The sequence below is a fragment of the Fonticella tunisiensis genome, assembly GCF_004364155.1.
GTDB lineage: Bacteria > Bacillota > Clostridia > Clostridiales > Caloramatoraceae > Fonticella > Fonticella tunisiensis.
In genome coordinates this window covers 1-19,709 of sequence record NZ_SOAZ01000035.1, presented here as the reverse complement: position 1 = coordinate 19,709, position 19,709 = coordinate 1, and the positions used below count along the sequence as shown (strand labels likewise).

The following is a 19,709-nucleotide window of genomic DNA, read 5'->3' as shown; positions in this document are numbered from 1 at the left end:
CACGATGGACACCCTTGCCTTTGGCTAGTGGTTCCCACTACCAAGCCCACAGCGGACTTTCACCGCCAAGCTGTCGCCCATGCCGGGCGCACATTGAAAAGCCCGTCTCAAATATGAAAGACGGGCTTTTAATCATTTATCTCTATAGATCTTTCCTTCTCTTTCTTGACCTTATAACCATTATACCTCCTGCCGATATTGCAGCAAATCCCAATATTGATATTGAACCTGCATCAAATGGTGATCCTGTTTTAGGAAGTTTATCTTCTAATTCATTTGCATAATTATCACTACCCTGTCTGCCATTATCCTCATTTCCACTGCTGCCAGAATTTTGATTTCCTCCATCACCTGAATTTTCTCCTGTTCCTTCAGAGCCGTTATTGCCTGTATTAATTGAAGTAAGCTTCCTGTCTGTTATGAAATATTCACTGAAGTGTTCTACATCAAATGTTATCGTTCCATCATTATTTAAAACTTCAGCAACGGCTACAGGTCCATTCTGTGAATTATAGTAAACATAAAGCTTCTCACCCTTTAACGACTCGTCTTCAATAGCAACAGTTACTTCTATCTTTGTTCCAAACACTCCTCCAGGAATATTTGTAGTAAAATCGAATGCCTTTATAATCCTTGCAGAGTTCCTTTTCAAAAGTCCTTCAATGTCAGTGGTGTTCTGAAGCTCCTGTGAGTTAAGATAAATCTCTCCAGATATTTTCTGCAGCAGAGCATCGGTTAAATTTTCATAGGGAATAGTAAACTTTACGTTTCCCCTGTCAAATTCCACTGACTTTTTAAGGGCCCTTGAGAGAATGAGGACCTCTCTGTCTATAACATCTTCAGGACCAAATATCACTTTTTCATCTTCCGTTTCCTTAACTTTTTTAATTGCATTTTCTATCTTCTTTTCCGTCTCTGATTTTACTTTGTTTTCAACTATATACTTAGGATCATAGGCATCCCTGAGTGCATTTTCCTTTATCGTTACCTTTTTAAACTCAGTTATAAGGATTATGCCGAACTTTTCCGGAAGGTTTACGGTTACCCTACCATCGCTTACAGTATATTCTTCTCCTGTTATCGCATCATAGAGCTTTGTTCCATTTGGGATAGCGCCTTTAACGTCTATAGAAACTCCATCAACCTTTGCCCCTCTATTTATGGCAATAACAGCATGGCTACTTTCATCATTTCTTGTAAAGGCTATTATATCCGAGGCATTTTTATCAGGTAATGCTATACTTATATCTCCCATTCTTAAAACTTCATACTGATTTCTTATATTAGCAAGCATAGCATACCATTCCACAAGGTTCTTATCCCCCTTACCCCAGCTCATAGCCCTTCTATTATCCGGATCATCCGCACCATACATTCCTGCTTCATCTCCGTAGTAAATCGTTGGTGCACCAGGATATGTCATCTGGAATAATGGAACAAGATACACAATCTTTTTAGCATCTTCACTTGGAGCTTCAGCAACTGCTTTTACGCTCTTTTCATAGCCGTCAAATGCCGAAATGATTCTCTGGGTGTCATGTGAACCAACAAGATTCATCATAGCCATAAAGGCCTCCTTAGGATACTGCTCCCTCATCATTTCCAGCATGTTCACAGCCTTAACTGCATCCACTTCTTTTCCTGACAGAAAGCCTAGTACAGCATCCCTGAACCTGTAATTCATAACCGAATCATACATATCTCCAAGTAAATATTTACTTGCATCGGTCCATATTTCACCTATAATTACATTGTCTCCTTCTTCCTTAACTGCATCCCTGAAGTGCCTCCAGGTTTCATCTGAAACTTCATTTGCAACATCAAGCCTCCATCCGCTTGATCCCTGTCTAAGCCAGAACCTTGTGTTAGAATCCTCTCCATCGATTATTTCATCAGCCCATGTCTTAACGTTGTATTCAGAGCCATTAAGGGATTGAATTACAGGCATTGAGTCATATCCCCACCAGCCTTCATAGTTATAGTGTTCAGTAGGCTTTCCTTCATCTACCTTCCTATTTTCAATAACAAACCAATCTTTATAATGGAAATCTGTAATTCCCTTCGCTCTTAAATCCTCCTGAACCTTCTTTTCTGCTTCCTGCTGATTTATTTTCTCTAGATTCATTAAGTCATATACCCTTGACCAGTACTGATATGCTCCAATCGGCTTACCCTTTGCCATGTATTTGCCATATCTGTCAAAGTAGATTGAATCGTCCGAAACATGGTTAAACACGCCGTCAAGAATAATATGCATTCCTCTTTTTTTAGCTTCCTTAGCGAGGTTTATGAAATCATCCATATGACCAAGCAGCGGATCTAATTCTCTATAATTAGTTGCATCATATCTATGGTTTGAGATTGATGCGGAGATTGGATTGAAGTAGAGTACGTTAACGCCAAGTGCCTGAAGGTAATCAAGTTTAGCCTCAACTCCCTTTATGTCTCCACCATACATTTCATTACCCCATTGTCCATCCCCTTTTGTTCCTTTATAGCCAGCATCGTTTTCTATTGCCGGATCCTCGGGAATTGCATACCAGTCGCTGTAGAATTCGTACGGTAGATATCCTCTGGCAAGCTTTTGTGCATAATCGTTTAAGGTGTCTCCATTGAAAAATCTATCAGGAAAAATTTGATATATCACAGCGTTTTTCATCCAGTCGGGTGTTTTAAAGTTTTTATCATATACATTTAGATCATAGGTTAATATAGAATCAAGTCCGGTAACCTTACCTGAACCAAAGTATCCATCATCATCTCCATAGGCCTTAACCTGTGAACCGTTTGTAAATAGAAAGTAATATTTATACATACCCTTTGAACCTGCTTCATATTCACAAGTCCATATATCATATTTATCATCTAAGGGCTTTTTTGACATATCAACCATTTTATTGCCATCAGGGGCTATAATAACGAGTTTAACCTGTGTTAAATCGTCCTTTGCAGCCCTTATGTTAAAGGTTATTCTCTCCCCTTCCGGTACTGCACCATACGGATTTTTATATTGTAATTCCCTTGAGTTGAAATAAACTGCCTCCGCATTGATTTCCTTGTTAGAAGCATCGCTGAATATCCACCCGGAGGATGTATCATAACTAAAGGTTACTTCCTTATCCTCCGTAAGCGTAAATGCTGCGATCGCATTTTCTTTATTGTTAACTGTAACTTTAAGATTTGAATAATTTCCTGAACTTAATGCTACCTTAACGCTGTATACTCCACTTAGGGTATAATCCTCCATTGTATAATCCCTGTCAAGCCCTTTAAGAACAGGCTTAACAGCAAGCGGAGTATATTTAATGGAATCAGTTGCAACGTGGCTTATGTCTGAATAATAGAATGTCACATCCATGGTTTTTGGCACCGATACTGATATATTTTCTCCGCCTCTGACGCCATTTTTACCATAGTTCTCATCCCATGAACCCATTGCTATTTTATATTCATAGTTTCCCGCAGGCATGTTTTTAATTGTATAGGTATACAAGCCATTTCCTCTATAGATCATCCTTGTACTTCTAGCACCTGGATCCCATGCTGAAGTGCCGGGAACCAAACTTTGAAAACTTCCAGCAAGTATAACAAGCCTTCCGCCTTCAACTTCAGTAACTTCCCTTACAACATCTATATACTCCGTTACTGAGTTGCCCTCTGAATCCCTTCCGGTAACCTGAACCGGGATACTTTCCTGCCCCACTGGAACCTTCTTTACTGCACTCAATTGTCCCTTTTCGTTTACCTCAACAGCATCGCTGTTTGTGGACCAGGTAATCGTCTCTGGATCAATATCTTCAAAAGTTCCATCCAGCTTATATGCCTGTGGAATAAGCTGCAATGTTGTTCCTTCCTTAATCTGTGTCGGCATTTTTATCTTTGCAAATCCTGGCACATACACAATGGAATTATCCATTTCCCCTGTTCCCGTTGCCATCTTGTTCATTGGGTCCCTCATCCAGGTTCCATTAACAATAAACTTATATGTATACTGTCCAGGTTTTTGATTTACCGTTACGGACCACACATTGCCATTCTTTGTAAAGTCCCTTCTCTCCTTCCAGTCCCTATCGAGTATACTTCCTGCAAGCTGAACAGAACTAGCGCTTCCTGTTACATCGTTGTAGTTAAATGTTATTGTTCCATCGGAGTTTGCTACAGGGCTTAATGCAAATTCGGGCATTGTGAACTTGGAATTCCTTCCACCATAACCATCGTCAACGGTTTCCTTATTAGATGGATCCGCTACCCATTCAGTATTTCCATTATCATATACAACCACAAATTTATATGTGTAGTCCCCTTTATTTAATGGAAGATTTATAGACCAGATCCCCTTTGAGTTCTTACTCATGGGTTTCTTTGTCTGATTCCAGTCTCCTCCAAACATACTTCCAGCAAGGTAAACTTCCTTTGCGTTATCATTTTTATAATTAAACGTTACTGTTGCATTGTTGTTTATTACAGGGCTTTTAACTACAACTTCCCCTTCCTTTAATCCAAGAAGCTCTGCAACTTTGCTGTAGTCATTAATTGAATTATATATATCATTATTAGTATAATCGGCAATGAATACTACATATTTCCCACCCTCAGGTATGGTTATTGTCTTATTTCCCTGGGAGGGTATTTCTCCACTTCCCCATTTATAATCCTTTATAACTTTATATTCATACGTACCACCATCGAGGAATCCGCTGTAAATATATTTTCCATCACCTGTAAGATGTGAAAACTCAAACCCCTTTTCCTCAGGTAACCATTCCCTGTCAGTCCCCGGCCTTATTGTTCCTATAAGTGAAACTGTTCCCGAAATTAACGGAGCCTTCTCCGAATCGGTACAAATACCCAGATCAGGATTTGCAAGGAATGTTACTGTCTTATCCTCTGCAAGATTTAAAGTAACGTTGTTTTTTACTTCGCCATTACTCCATCTGTGATCATAGGCAACCTTGTATTCATATGTTCCAGCTTTGAGATTAAAGGATTTTTTAAAGAATCCTCCTCCAACATATTCGAGGTCATATGCATCATCTGCAGGTTCCCAATCCTTTCCGCCTGTCTGTGCCAATGTTCCTGCCAAAGTAGCCCACGTCTTAAATCTGCCAGGATCGTTTACTGAATCATAAACTTCCCTTGTTTTCGAATTGTACCTGACAATTACCTTCTGTGGTCCAGGAACATTTATTGACTTATTTTGTGCAGGATAGCTTTCGCTCCAACTTCTGTTTAAAGTTACTTTATACTGTCCTGAAATAGCCTTATTAAAGTTTACTACTATTTCATAAAGTCCATCACTGTATTCCTTCATCAGTGCTTTGTTATTGTCAGCGGCCCATTCACTACCAAGACCAACATCGTCGATAAAATCACCTGCTAAGATTACAGGTAAATCAGCCTGTGGTATAATTTCTTCCGCCCTAACTCCGTATTCGAACTTTGGAATAAAGGTAAAAAGGAAGAAAAATACCATCAGTAAACTGATTTTTTGTTTGAAATATTTCATGCTATCCCCCCTTTAATTTATTGTGCAAACGTTTGCCAACAAAGCAAATAATATAAGCCACCGTAAAAATCATGCAAACGTTTGATTATGTAAGAATATTTTTAATTTTACAAATATTATAAAATAATTATTTATAGCATGTCCATTTACTAAAATTAACTATATTTTCATTTTTAAGGACTTACATATGTTTTACATACATTTTCTAGCTATATCTCAACTTTCTGCTCATTTGGATTAATGCTTTACTGCTTCCTGGAAAATTAAAATGGAGGCTAGGAACAGATTATACAATAAAATACAATCCCAATATAACAATTGAAATAACAAAATCCAAAATTACTATAAAGTTTAAACCCTTTCTTGCAGCACTATATCTTTTAAGAAGTACAATTAATTTTGCAGATGTAATAAATAGTGCCGCAAAGCCAGATATCATAAGCATAAACCTGATTGCTCCAGAAAATTCTATTTGCACTCCGTCTGTCAGAGTATTATAAAACTTTAAAATCAGAAAGGTTCCAATTATATCAAGAAAAATCAATAAAAATCTAATTCCATCTCTATTTTTATTTCGTTCTGTATCGTTTATAATTTTTATATTTACATAGGCTGCAGATGCTGCCAATGAAAGTACAAATACTAATCCAAACAAACCTATTCCTCCAAATACTTTCTTTACTTAATTTTACTTAAATTGGTGCTTATATATTACAAATATAGGAAACAGCCACATGGCTTAACGTTCTGCATACCTTCGTTTGGAACTTCTAATTGCCCGCTTTATGTGAATTTAATATATTTTTACCTCCGCTTATTTGTAAAAGAACCGGCACAGCGAGTTTAACTTATAACCCATTTTGAATTGATAGAACTAATAAAGCACTGCCAAAATTTTGACAGTGCTTTATTATAATTCAATACTCTCCTTATGAATTGCTCGTCAGAAAATGATATAGAGCCCCAACCAGGTTTGCATCATTTTTATATGCACATCTTTCAACCTTTATATCGAGGGTTGAAACTCTGTTCTTCATCTGCTTTAAAAGCCTATTTATCTCTTCAATAACTTCGTCCCTCTCGCTTATGGCTCCACCTATAAGTATCTTTTCAGGGTCTATTATATACTGAAGATTGAAAATTCCTGTTGCAAGCCTCTTATAGAACTTCCTAATCTCCTGTCTGACTACTTTATCCCCTGTTTCAGCCATTTCAAATACCTTTTTGCCGTTAAGGCTGCTGTAATCCATCCTCTTTGCCTTTGCAACGTTTCTAACCAATGATTGGGTGGAAGCCGTTGAACTCCATATCTTTCCATAGGGCTCTTCAAATATATCCTCCATTATCATGTAGCCAAATTCCCCTCCATGATAATGTTTTCCTCTCAGTATCTTTTTATTAAGAACGACACATCCTCCAATGCCGGTTCCTATCACTATACATATGTAATTTTGAACATCCTTTGCTGCGCCAAGCCAGCCCTCTGCAAGCCCTGCGCAGTTAGCATCGTTCTCTATGGAGGCAGGCAGGCCTGTTCTTTCCTCCAGCATTTTTTTAACATTGGGTCCATGAATGTAGGGTACGGCGCTTCCTCCGCCTATGTACCCGGTATCGGGCTCAACGGCTCCTGGAAGGCTTGCTGCAACTCCCTTAAGCCTGTATTCCTTCTTATAGCTATCAACAAGGCTTCCTATTATCTCAATGAAATCTTCAATGTTTGTCCTTGGAGTTTCAATGCCATCCTGATGCACAAACTCCCCTTTATCGGTCATAAGAGCATATTTAATTGAAGTTCCTCCAACATCGAATACGAAATAGTAACTCATAAACCACACCCCATGCAAAATAGTTTTAAATCAACGGTTACTCAACGTTAACAGTAAAGTAAAGCGCTGCTCCAAAGGAACTTGACTTTATCATATCCTTTATTTTTCTTGATAATTTTTCCTTATCATCCTCATTTGTAAACACCTGAAAAACAGCATTTAAAGGAGTTGTGTTCTTTAAATATCTAATCTTTAAACCATCTTCCTCATATCCATCCAATAGTTCAACGACCTTTTTACCCATTGAAGTACTTACTATTACTTTCCTTTCAATTAAATTCTCTGCCAAATGAATTACCTCCTTTGATCAAAAGCACTATAGCAAGATATTCTAAAATATGCCCTGTTTAATCTATCGTACTTTTACCATTAAATTTTATATTGCTAAGGACTATTGTAACATATATTAAATCAAAAAATATACTTTAAAATACTTCATTCCCATAATTTAGGTTTGTTTCAACTGCAGCCAGCATCCATGATTATCACTGACATATTTTCCTGTACCTGCACTTATCGCATTCGCCGCTCACCTTCTTTGGAAAATCTGATGGGCTGTATCCCGATAGGCTCCTTGAAAATTTTTCATACATGTCCTTAAGCTGTTCCATCACTTTATCTTCATCATATATTATTTCAACCCTCTCGGGTATGTTCAGAAAATAAAGCTGAAGCGTTAAATCCTCTACCTTAATCCCATTAATATATAAAAGCTCCTTAACTGCCTTCCCATAAATCTGAAGCTGAAGCTCATATGTTTCTACAAGCTCCTTTAATCTATCACTACAGTCAATTCTGTTGGTTTTATAGTCAGTTATAACTGCTTTGAGCCTTCCATCCCTTTCAAATACCTCAAGTCTGTCAATGAATCCTGTTACTGAAAACCTTCTGTCACCGTAGGGCACAAGATTATATTCAAGTTCATTAAACCTGAGAACAGGTCTTTCTACATCCTTTTTCTTTCCTTCAAGAGCTCTATACCCTTCAAGATAGTTCTTTAACCTTTCTTCAATGCCATTAAACTTTTCAAGTCCATATTTTCTTATTATCCCACGAACAGCCTCTTCCTCGTCAATATTCCTGCTGCCGTTTAATACCTCTATAAGGCTGTGTACAGCTGTACCTATAATTGAAGAGCTTATTTTGCCTGCGTCAAATTCAAGCTCCTCTGAGATTTCCATGTCAATATATTCCCTTCCATTAACCTTTAATACATTTTCTATATAGAACCTTCTCGGACATTTTTTATAATTCATATATCCTGTAGCACTTACTACAGCACCTGGCTCAGCCTTAAACTTATATTTTATCCTTTCTTCTATTTTTACTTGATCAATTTCCTTGCTCTTTGTTTTACCTTCTACCTCATCAAGGTCATTTAAATCCTCTGCATCTATAAAATCAATTAGACTATCGTCAGCACCTTTAACCCTCAGGGCATACTTTATTTGCTTTAAAAAGCTGTTTAACTCATTAACCTTTTCTTCATTGGAATTAAATTCCTTTGGATCCTTTCCGTCATCCTCACCGGTTAAAATAACATATTCCTGTGCACGGGTCATAGCAACATATAAAAGCCTTATATATTCATCTACTTCCTTTGAAAACCTCGAATCGTAATAGATCTTGTATTCCTCAGACTTATCGCCTGTATCCAGATTTATTGATGAAAGTATTTTATCTCCTGTATATACTATCTTGGATTTCTGCATTTTACTTACACTTAAAAGGTCCCCATGTATCCTTGGAACTATAACGCCTTTAAACTCAAGGCCCTTCGACTGATGTATTGTCATTATCTTCACAGCCTCTGAATCCTCGGTATCTAAAGGGGCTTCAGAATCAGCTCCACTGTTTTCGTTAAGCTCCTGTATATATTCCACAAACTGTTCCAAGGTAAAAAGTTCCTGGTCATCAAACCTTTGTGCCTCGTGTATAAGCTTTTCTATGTTCCTGAACTTCTGAAATCCACCTTCCATGGAGAGCATAATTTCAAAAACTCTACACTCCTCCACTATAGCTCTGAGTATCTGTACAACACTTAGCCTCTCCTTCAAGATAGCAAGCTTTCCAAGGGTATTGTATACCCATAGGAGCCTCTCTCTATCTACCCCTACCTTCATGCCGTCAATTACAAGGTTCATGGCCTCGTAAAGGTTTTTACATTTACTTTCATCCCTCTCTATGCTCATTTTAAGTATCAAGCTGTCCGGTATTTCAAATAGAGGTCCTCTAAGGGCCTTTATAAAGTTGATGTTATCCTCATAGGAAAATTCGTCGTTGAACCCCCTTATTATAACCCTGTAAAGGTTCAATATTTCATCCACTTCCCCCTTTTGATAAAAACCCCTTCCTCCAATAATGCAATATGGGACGTTTCGTCTTTTAAGCTCCTTCTCAATCTCCGGTATAGTGCTTTTGCTTCTAACGAGTATGCATATGTCTTTAAAGTCAAGGCCTTTGTCCCTTAAAAGTTTTATGGCCTTCATTACTACAGCGCCATCCCTGTTTTCCTTTGAAGATAACTTATCATAGCTCTCCTTAAGGGCTTCAAAGGCTTCATCAAGGTTTTTATAATATAAGCTTGTCTTACCCTTAAGCAGATTTTTTATCTCGCCAGTAACTGATTTATCCTTTTCATTGCTTTTACTTGTAGTTATTATCTTTATCCTTTTTTCCTTGTTCGGCATATGCTCAGGGCATTTTAAAGGCTCGTAGTCTTCAATTAGTTTACTAAATATTGAGTTTATGCCTTCTATTATTTCATTTTTGCTTCTATAACAGGTGCTTAAGGGTGCATGTCCATCTTCTCCTATATCACTTGAAACCTTCTTAAATATTGTATAATCAGTACCTCTAAAGCCATATATACTCTGCTTAAAATCCCCAACTATAAAAAGCTTTGCAGGAATTAAATTTCCCTCATCATCTGCAGCAAGATAGTAAATTATCCTTCTTTGAATTTCATTTGTATCCTGAAATTCATCTACAAGAAGAGTTTTGTACCTTTTCCTGTATCGTTCTCTAATTCTTTTATTCTCAAGGACCTTTAACGTCATAATTTCAAGATCGTTATAGTCTAAAAGGCCTCTACCCATTTTGTATTGCTGGTATATCCTGTCTATTTCAAAGGCAACTTCATATACTAGCTTCTCAAGGCTTCCTTCACCCGAATTTTTCATTAGTTCTTCCAGATCATTCCCCTGTCCCTGCACCTGCTCCCTTATTTTTTGAATATCATTTAAAAAAACTGAATTCAGATATTTTTCTCCATAGACCCTTGAGAGTTTAACAAGAATATCCTGATATTTCTCCTTGCTAAAGCACTTAGCCCTGGCCTCATCCGCTGCTTCCCTTAGTATAATGGATTTATCCACATCGTTTATGATGTCGCTGTTAAAATCTATACCAAGACAGGCAGCATTTTCCCTAATCATGTTTGAGCAGAACCCGTGTATGGTGCTTATATTTGCCCTTCCCAGCCTATCTAAATGCTCCATCCACTTTCTTTTTTCCTTCTTTCCCCCAGTGCTTATTTTCTCAATTATAGCTCTTCTTATCCTTTGCTTCATCTCAAGGGCGGCCTTTTCCGTAAAGGTTATTGCAGCTATTTCATCAATTTCATATCCTGCATCTAAAAGTCTCAGATACCTGTTAGTTAGAACCCTTGTTTTTCCTGAGCCTGCACCTGCTGAAACTGCAATATTTTTAGTTATATCCACCGCCCTCTCCTGCTCTTTGCTGAGACTAAACATACTAAATCCCATATCTATTCCTCCAAAAGCACTCTCATTTTATTCTGGCTATACCTGCAAAGGCCTTCATATTCGCAGCCATATGAACTAAAACCTTCAATATGTTCGCACATGAGTTTATAGTTAAACTTTCCTGATTTTATGTTTTCAATGGTATTTAAAATAAGCCCCTTTATATACTCCATTAGCGGCAAAAAGTTTTCCCTTTTGATGTCCAGACGTTTATTATTTAATCCAAGGGCTTTTTTGTATTCGGACATATATATTCCGTCAAGCTCAAGCTTATCCTCTGTACCCTCAACGCTTAAATATAAAAGGGCCATGCACTCCATATTTTTAAGATTCAATTCCTTCTTTAGCTGCTCAGTTGAAGCATAATAGTAAATCGGAAGCTGATAGTCCTTGTTTTCTAATATATCGTTTATTCCAGATATGCTCTTTTTCTTATAATCATATATAACATATCTTCCAGTTGGAACAAGCTCGCCATCCTTTAAACTGTATTCAAGGTCTATCCTGTCCACTTTGCAGGTTATATTAACTCCAAAAGTCCTGCTTTCATCCATAACCCCTTCCAGTATGTAGGGCCTTAATACATTCCCCTTGCTGTGCTTTTCAAAGTTTTTAAGCCTTTCAATATCAAGGGAAATGAAGTTTTTAAGCCTATCATAAAAATCCATTCTCTTTCTTTTAGACTCTTCCTCAGATATATGAAGGGTTCTTAATCCATTCCATGCATCCGTAAACACATTGTCAAAGAGGCCTTCGTCAAAAACCTCAAACTTCTTTTCATTCCTGTAATACTCATAAAACACTTTATGATAGAAGTTTCCTATTTCCCTGTCTGAATATTCTCCTTCATCTTCCTCATCTTCACCTGGTTTATAGAGGTATTTTACCATATACTTAAAGGGACACTTGAGATATTCATTAAGGGCTGAAGGCGAAAAGCTTGCAATAAGCCCTGCAATCCTTTCAAAGCCACTTTCCATAATCCCCTCATACTCATTAAAATCCTTCTCCATCTCCCTGTGGTATTCAACCATTCCCTTTGTAAGGATTTCATCCATATCCTTTGAAATGTTTCTGATGAATTTATAGGAATTCACAAAATTATCCGAATACTCTTTTCTGTATTTTCCTTCGAAATATTCCTTTACATACCCTCTTTCAAGCTCATTTACACTCATGGCTGAATTAAAATCCTTTTCAAACCGATCCCTCATCGTCATAGCTCTGTTTTCCTCAAGGCCTGAGAGAAACTTTATTTCATCTACAAAGGATGATGCTATGGCAAACTTTCCATCCTCATCGGAACCCCTGTAACTTAAAGTTATACTCTTTTTGGCTGAGGATAATGCAAGGTTGAATCTAATCTTTTCCCTTGAAAGTTCCCATAGAAAATCCCTGTACCTTATTCCATTTTTATTTAAAATAGAAGCCTCAAAGGAATCAAAAAGTCCATTGTTTTTAATTTCAGCTGGTATCTCTCCTTCATTTAATCCTAAAACATATACATGTTTGAAATAAACGCCCTTGGCATGGGCAGTGCTCATAATTTTAACTCCACTGTTGTTTCCCTTCTCCATAAAAATCTTTGTACCGGCAATACCCTCAAGCATATATCCTATAAAGTATTCTCTGTTTAAAGCATAATTTATCATTCCACTTTTTTCAAAGCTTGCCCTGATTCCTTTCGCCAGATTTCCAAGTGCATCAAAGGCCTTTATTTCAAGTTTATCAACAAAGTCAATTTCACCCTTTAATGCCCTTTCAATAAGCCCTCGTATGTACTCCTTTTTACTGTCTAACTCCTGCTGAAGGATATCCAGCCACTCGCCTGCTGAAAGAGATTCTTCATCCCTGTTTTCAAAGCTCTTTATAATTTTTCTAACAAGCTCAGAGCTTCCGGAGGGCAGTTCATAGGTAATGGATATTGGAATTCCAAACTCCTTAAATATCCTTACCATAGGCTCAGCATAGGCATCACCATTGTTTACATAAACTGCAATTTCCTCCGCATCTTCACCAGCCATAAGTCTTTCCTTAATGCTTCTTGCGGTTTCTCTGACCTCCGCCTCTATGCAGGGATACATTTGTATGGAAAGCCCCTCAAGTTTTCTCTCCATATTTTCCCCTGAATAAAACTTGTCACACAGTTCCTTAAAGGTCGGTAAGACCTCATACTGCGTTCCATCATCATATATAACCTCAAAGCCCATTTTACCGAAGGGTTTTGCAATTTCTTCATTTAAGAAGTCTTCGGAAAATTTATTTCTATAGGGACAGTTAACATAAATATTTACTTTATCTATCTTTGAAATGGCTTCAACTAACTTCATACTCACAGGCTCTATATCCGTAAAACCATCGATTATTATGGCCTCTATTTTATCAAACCCTTTATAGTCATTTACAAGCTCCACTACACTCTTTGAAATATCGTTTCTATCGTAAATTCCATTTTCCCTTAATGTTCTATCGTACTCCCTGTAAATCATAATTAAATCGTGTAGCTTGTCCTTTAAGACCTCATCGTTAATCTTTCCTTCAATAGATGAAAGCTTTCCTTCATCTATGCAGCTCCTTTTGAGTGTTCTAATAAATGCAGCTATCTCCTGATGAAAACCTTTTTTACTATATATGTTCCCATAATATCTAAAGCAGTTCCTGAGCCGTTTGCATACATCCGCTATTATTACCCTGTCCATCGGGTCGTATATTACGCTGTCCATCGATATCTTATCCTTGACTATATCAAGCTCCAGGTCGTCAAAAACTATAACCTTTGAGTTTAAAAATCCTCCGTTCTCCTCTGCAAACCTGTCCCTCACCTGAAAAATAGCGGCACTTGAAGGCATTATGTAAATAAAACCTTTACCCTTTTTTTGAAGTTCAAGGCACATTTTTATTAGCTTTTCCCTTCTGTTTGAGAAGAGCTTTTCCATATACACTTTCCTTTCCATAAAGATCCTCCAAACCTACCTCCAAACCTAATGGTATCCCATTTATATTTTTAATTATATCAGATAAAGAATTGGAGGAGGTTATCAATTGTTTTCTTTTGTTAAAATATATAAAAAAAGAACCCTGTTAAACATAAGGCTCCTAATGGTGATTTGCACGAATGTATGGCATTTTGCCTTGCGTAAACCCCCTGGTTTTCGTGTGAATGTCAAACATTAATGCAATGACATTTTGCATGAATGTTTGACGCTTATCTTCATGATAGGAAAGTGGTAATTGAAATAAATCAGGAATAAAAAAATTATTTTATGAATCCAGATATTTACTTTTTATAATTACTAATATACTCGAATCCATGTTAATAGTTCATTTATCAAATAACTGGGCAAGCTTTAAGGAAATCTAGTTAAGCCAATAAACTTTTTAATTATTGTACAACTTCCCCGCTATAATAAACAATTCACAAAATCTGTTGAATATTCTAATTTATTTCCCATTACTTTTTTATAAATAAAACTTTAGGAGGGATTTCTATAAAAAAACAAGACTTTGACAGTGTTTTTAGGCTTAATTAAGTTCTTTTCAATTTTAATTAATCCAATTAATGCATTATATTTAAAATTATTCTAATTCAAGTTAATCAATATCGCAATTATAATACTGTGTACTACTCATGGATGTCATATCCACAGTATCAATATAGAAATACATCTATTGTCGTATTACGGATCATATTCAAACAAAATTGATGGGCCATATGATTCTGGATGGTTTTTTGCCAGCAGGCCATATTAGACTTTAGGAGAGGTTATAAATGATTAAAAAAACATGCGATAATTGCAATTCTAGAATAGAGCTCGGATATATTATAAAAGCACTTTTAAAAAAGTAGGAGATACAATAGTATGTCCTGTTTGTAAAGAGGTATTAAAGCCAACATTTATATCAAAATTTATATTTGCAGGTATATTTGTGGTTCCTTTTGTGGAAATACTTGATACTTATAGAAAAAATACTATCTTGAGAGTGCTTTTAGGTATAAGCTGGTTTTTAGTAAGCTCTCATATAATAAGCCCCATCATTTATGTTTACAAGCATAATGAATAATAGCATACTATGCGTAGGTGGGTGCTATACTAGATCTTATTTTTCCCATATTCCGCAGTAAGGAGTAGCAGCTCGAAGTATTTTTTAAAAGGGACATCTATCCTTGGAAGTGCTTCATTCCATTCTCCACGAAAAGTTTTTTATTTTTAGAAAACATCATATTACTCCTTCAATAATAAAATTAAATATGGCTACAGAATCAGTGATATATACACTTTAATATGAAAAATAACCTGGTTATTCCAACCAGGTTATACTAATATGTGACATAATTTTACTGTCAAACATTGGTGCAAAATGTGTCAGAAACTTGCACTAATCACCAATTGGTAGGGCGTACAGGGCTCGAACCTGTGACTTCCACCACGTCAAGATGGCACTCTACCAGCTGAGTTAACGCCCCCTGATAAAAATAATTTTAGCTTAAAATTCAAATATTTTCAAGATTAAAATTACACTCTGCTTGACACCAATCTTAATGTAAACGCTGATTCATTTGTTTGAAAATTCCTACCCGGATGTATACTACACAATATTCCTTGCCTCCATTTTGATTCATCATAAAGCAGCTATACATGAAACAAATTTTACCACAAGATTATGAAAAACGTTTTGCAGTACCTAATGGTCGATAAAAAATATATGAAATTCACATAAAGCAGGCAAATAGAAGTTCTAGGCGAAGGGATGCGGAAAAATCCTGGAACTTTCGTGACTTAGCGAGGCGAGTTTAACGAAAGTTTTTGATTTTTCAAATCCCGCGCCTTAGAACTTCTTTGCCAAGCGCACTGGTGAATGAAATATACTTTTTATCGCAGCGTCTTTAAAAAACCGAAACTGGCACAACGGGTTAATTTAACACATAAACATTAACATACTTTACTGCCCATTTACGTGCTTCCTCATATGTATTGAAAAACACGTCAATTTTATCACCTTTAATGCCACTTCCAGTTTCAGCGGCTATTGCAAATCCATAGCCCTCAACAAAAAGCCTGGTACCAAAGGGGATTATGCTAGGATCTACAGCAATTGTACTGTATCCGTCCGGGTTTCTAACAGCCTTCCTTCCTGAGGCAGTGTAGGTTTTCCCTACACCATTTACGGCCCAGTAAGCAGTTGCCCTTGCCTTAAACATCCTTCTATAAGGTATGATGCCTCCACCCCTTGAAACTGGCATTGATGGATATGTACCCTGAACTATAAGCCTATCCACTGGTTCCTTAATAACAGTTTCACTAACGACTTTTTTTGAAACCTCTTTTCCGTTCTCATAAACTACCAAAGAAGTTACCCTTTTCTCCCCATTTTTCCCTTCCTTTATAACCTGCCTTTTAGTATTGGGCAGGCTCGGGTCAGTTTTAACAACTTCTTTAAAATTTACAGGCACATCTTCTACAACCGTTTTTGTCTCTATCCTTGTTATTTCAATTCTCATACCGTCTGAAAGTTTTTCATCTTTATCGGGTTTAACCCTGTCTTCGCTATTTAAACTTATTCCCTCTGCCTTTAGCATTTTATCCACATTTTCTTCTGAGGATTGAATGGCAAGCTCCTTTTCATCAACTGCAACCGTAACATTTACTGCTCTTTTTATGTTTATAGTCCCGTTTTCAACAAGCTTTGAATCAAGTGAAGGTTCAACTTTATCCTTTGCATTTATAATTATATTCTCATGCTTCAGTGCTTCTCCAACGCTACTTCCGTAGGTTGTAAACCTGATTTGCTTACCATTAACATTAACTGTTATTGTCTTTCTTTTAATAGCCAACACAACCAGCACCACTGTCACTGCCAAGATCGCCATCATTGGAAACATTAATTTTCTCGCAGTTTTTCTATTAAGAAAGTTCTTTATATTTATAAAATTCCCTCCTTCATATTATGTTATAGGAAAATAATACCTATTTCATTTTGTTTTGTCAAATATAAAAACCCTTTCTTTATCAAGCTGGATTTTTGATGGCCAGAAATATTTTTACAAGCACTGCATGAAACAAAATTCACCACAAGATTATGAGAACAGTTTCATTAGTAATAATCTATACTTAAGTTAAGAAAGCTTTTATATTTATCTTAACCTTTTGCAGTACCTAAGGATCGATAAAAAATATACGAAATTCACATTTTTCAAATCCCAAGCCTTAGAGCTTCTTTGCTGAGCGTGCTTATGAATGAAATATATTTTTTATCGCAGCGTCGATCTGTAGATATTTTCTACTTTTATTCCAATGGGCTTTTCAAAGTATCGCTACGAAAATTATCAGAACTGATCAGCGGGAAATAACGGCCCCACCTGATTTCTTGCCTCATCCATAACCTCCATAACATCCAAAGCCAATCTGTAGGTGTTTGTGCTTGACTCCAATTTATTGTTTTTTATGAGGTTTATAAATTCTTCAATTTCATACCACATATCATGTTCTAAATGGGACCTGGTTAAATCCTCCACATCTCCATTTCGATATTCTATACGCACCTTCTTAAAAAGAGGCACCTTATCGATTATTATATTTCCATCTTCACCCTGTATTTCACTTGGCAGGAATGAGTTCGTTATCTTAGAGTGCATAATAACAGCATCCATATCATCATATTTCAAGAGTATACTCCCTTCCCCATCAACTCCAGATTCGAGCATGACAGCATTTGCCTTTATTTCCCTGGGCCTTCCGAATAGTGCTATAACGGGATATACGCAGTAAACTCCTATATCCATAAGTGATCCGTTTGAGAATTCCGGATTAAAGGTGTTGGGGTTTTTGCCATCCTTATATAAATCATATCGTGAGGAGTACTGGCAGTAGCTCATAACAACTCTTCTTATTTTCCCTATCTTATGAAGATTATCCCTTACAGCAATAAAGTTCGGAAGAAATGTTGATTTCATAGCTTCCATAAGCAAAACGCCATTTCCCTTTGCAGCATCTATCATGGCTTTTAATTCTTTGGAATTGGATGCAATTGGCTTTTCACAGAGGACATGTTTCTTATTATTTAAAAATAATATTGACTGACTTGCATGAAACGAGTTAGGACTTGCTATGTATACTGCATCTATAAGATCGCTTTTTGCCATTTCCTCAAGATCAGTAAATGTATTTTCTACCTCATATTTTTCAGCAAACTCTCTGGCCCTTTCCTCTGTTCTTGAATATACAGCATTTAATTTAAAATCCTTTACTAAAGCTGCAGACTGTAAGAACCAATCTGTTATCTTGTTTGTACCAATTATACCAAACCTTATCATTTTTACCTCCCTATTAACCCTTTACTTTGAAATTCTATTCTTTTAATAATATTTTAATCATTTTATAACCTGAAGGTCAATTTGATAATTTCAATGAACTATTTTAAATTGGACATACACTCTATGGGAATTGTTCTGCTAATGGGTATGCTTTTTTCAATGGAATCATACATATATTTGTGTAAATCACACCTATCGACGCTTTCTCTTTTTTGTTTGTGCAACTTAAAAATACGAAAAAATAACTATAAAATATTTTGAAAAGAGTATTTTGTTTAGCCTGAACAAAATATATCCTTTATTGGCCTTAAGTAAGAATTGAAAAAGTATAAAAGCATGGAGAGATTTAGTTGAAAAGTATGGCTTACCGCCTGAAACCTTTAGATTTTTTTAAATAAGCTTCAGAAGGTTTTATCATAAAAATAGTGTAACTTTAATTTTCCCCGGTAGGTAAAGAAGAATTTCTTGAGACATAAAACCCAAATGTAAGCACTACCAGGGCAATAATCCATGGAAATACAACTATAATTTTGTGAGATAAATGCACTGCAATTAGCTTGTCCTCCATTATCATTTTTAAAGCTGTGTGGGCGAGGATTGCACCTGCCATGTATATTACTAGAGTATACTTTTCCATAAGGTTAGAAACAAATCTGCTTCCAAAGAAAAGTATAGGTATATTTAAAAGTATTGCAAAAACTATAAATTCAATTCTTCCATTAGCTGCACCTGCTATTGCAAGAACATTATCAAGGCTCATGCTTATATCAACAATGATTATTATTCCAACGGCCTCCCAGAAACGATTCGCAGCCTTAATTTCAGTATCTTCATCCTTTTGAGGTTTTATAAAATCCCAGGTAATTTTTATAAGTAAAATACCACCTAAAAGCTTTACAGGGAGCCACTGAATGCTAACTATAATCGTAATAAATGATGCGAAAAGAATTCTAAGCATTACAGCTGCACCTATCCCTAATATGCTGGCATTTTTAGCATATTTTTCAGGTAAGTTTCTAGTAGCAAGAGCCAATTATACCTATATTATCGCCACTTAATGCAAGATCTAAAAGAGTTATCTGCAGGATAGAAAATATTAATTCTGCTGTATGATTCAAGATTTTCTCCTCCTTTCATAACTATACAAAAAACAATATAATTATAACAATTGTCCATTAATATTTGCAACTACCAACTTATAATATCAGAGATTTCGCATCTAATTTCCAGTAAAGCTTTTTTCTTTATAGGAAATTAGATTTTTTCTATTTTATTGAAATTTTGGAAGGGAAAAAGGC

General features: G+C 36.2%; 9 protein-coding genes and 1 tRNA gene. All 10 read right to left on the bottom strand.

Going from position 1 to position 19,709, the window contains the following annotated elements; genetic code table 11:
* Positions 1-142: 142 nt before the first annotated feature.
* The 10 genes from EDD71_RS13900 to EDD71_RS13855 all read right to left on the bottom strand — a co-directional run bounded on the left by EDD71_RS13900 (position 143) and on the right by EDD71_RS13855 (position 19,444).
* Positions 143-5,506: a pullulanase X25 domain-containing protein gene (locus EDD71_RS13900; protein ID WP_133629345.1), complete on the bottom strand. Its 5,364-nt coding sequence runs from the start codon at positions 5,504-5,506 to the stop codon at positions 143-145.
* Positions 5,507-5,792: 286 nt separating this feature from the next.
* Entirely contained in the window at positions 5,793-6,161 is a 369-nt protein-coding gene (locus EDD71_RS13895) for a hypothetical protein (protein WP_133629344.1), read from the bottom strand.
* A gap of 274 nt (positions 6,162-6,435) precedes the next feature.
* Positions 6,436-7,332, bottom strand: a complete 897-nt coding sequence (locus tag EDD71_RS13890) for an ROK family protein (RefSeq protein ID WP_133629343.1) — start codon at positions 7,330-7,332, stop codon at positions 6,436-6,438.
* Between the two features lie 37 nt (positions 7,333-7,369).
* The gene (locus tag EDD71_RS13885) at positions 7,370-7,621 is read right to left on the bottom strand and encodes a hypothetical protein (protein WP_133629342.1); all 252 of its coding nucleotides are present in this window, start codon (positions 7,619-7,621) and stop codon (positions 7,370-7,372) included.
* Between the two features lie 196 nt (positions 7,622-7,817).
* Complete coding sequence (locus tag EDD71_RS13880) at positions 7,818-11,099, bottom strand: UvrD-helicase domain-containing protein (protein WP_133629341.1); 3,282 nt, start codon at positions 11,097-11,099, stop codon at positions 7,818-7,820.
* 2 nt (positions 11,100-11,101) lie between these two features.
* On the bottom strand, positions 11,102-14,053 hold the full coding sequence (locus EDD71_RS13875; protein ID WP_133629340.1) for a PD-(D/E)XK nuclease family protein: 2,952 nt from the start codon (positions 14,051-14,053) through the stop codon (positions 11,102-11,104).
* A 1,435-nt stretch (positions 14,054-15,488) separates the two neighbouring features.
* Positions 15,489-15,564 (bottom strand) — tRNA-Val (locus EDD71_RS13870).
* Between the two features lie 447 nt (positions 15,565-16,011).
* The gene (locus EDD71_RS13865) at positions 16,012-16,968 is read right to left on the bottom strand and encodes a ubiquitin-like domain-containing protein (protein WP_166636495.1); all 957 of its coding nucleotides are present in this window, start codon (positions 16,966-16,968) and stop codon (positions 16,012-16,014) included.
* Positions 16,969-17,424: 456 nt separating this feature from the next.
* Complete coding sequence (locus EDD71_RS13860) at positions 17,425-18,411, bottom strand: Gfo/Idh/MocA family protein (protein WP_133629338.1); 987 nt, start codon at positions 18,409-18,411, stop codon at positions 17,425-17,427.
* A 433-nt stretch (positions 18,412-18,844) separates the two neighbouring features.
* The gene (locus EDD71_RS13855; RefSeq protein WP_341472344.1) at positions 18,845-19,444 is read right to left on the bottom strand and encodes a YjbE family putative metal transport protein; all 600 of its coding nucleotides are present in this window, start codon (positions 19,442-19,444) and stop codon (positions 18,845-18,847) included.
* Between the last annotated feature and the right edge of the window lie 265 nt (positions 19,445-19,709).

Bases quoted from the DNA above. Each gene is read 5' to 3' on its own strand.
- EDD71_RS13860 (WP_133629338.1), bottom strand. From the start codon at position 18,411: ATGATAAGGTTTGGTATAATTGGTACAAACAAGATAACAGATTGGTTC.
- EDD71_RS13880 (WP_133629341.1), bottom strand. From the start codon at position 11,099: ATGGGATTTAGTATGTTTAGTCTCAGCAAAGAGCAGGAGAGGGCGGTG.
- EDD71_RS13900 (WP_133629345.1), bottom strand. From the start codon at position 5,506: ATGAAATATTTCAAACAAAAAATCAGTTTACTGATGGTATTTTTCTTC.
- EDD71_RS13890 (WP_133629343.1), bottom strand. From the start codon at position 7,332: ATGAGTTACTATTTCGTATTCGATGTTGGAGGAACTTCAATTAAATAT.
- EDD71_RS13865 (WP_166636495.1), bottom strand. From the start codon at position 16,968: ATGGCGATCTTGGCAGTGACAGTGGTGCTGGTTGTGTTGGCTATTAAA.
- EDD71_RS13875 (WP_133629340.1), bottom strand. From the start codon at position 14,053: ATGGAAAGGAAAGTGTATATGGAAAAGCTCTTCTCAAACAGAAGGGAA.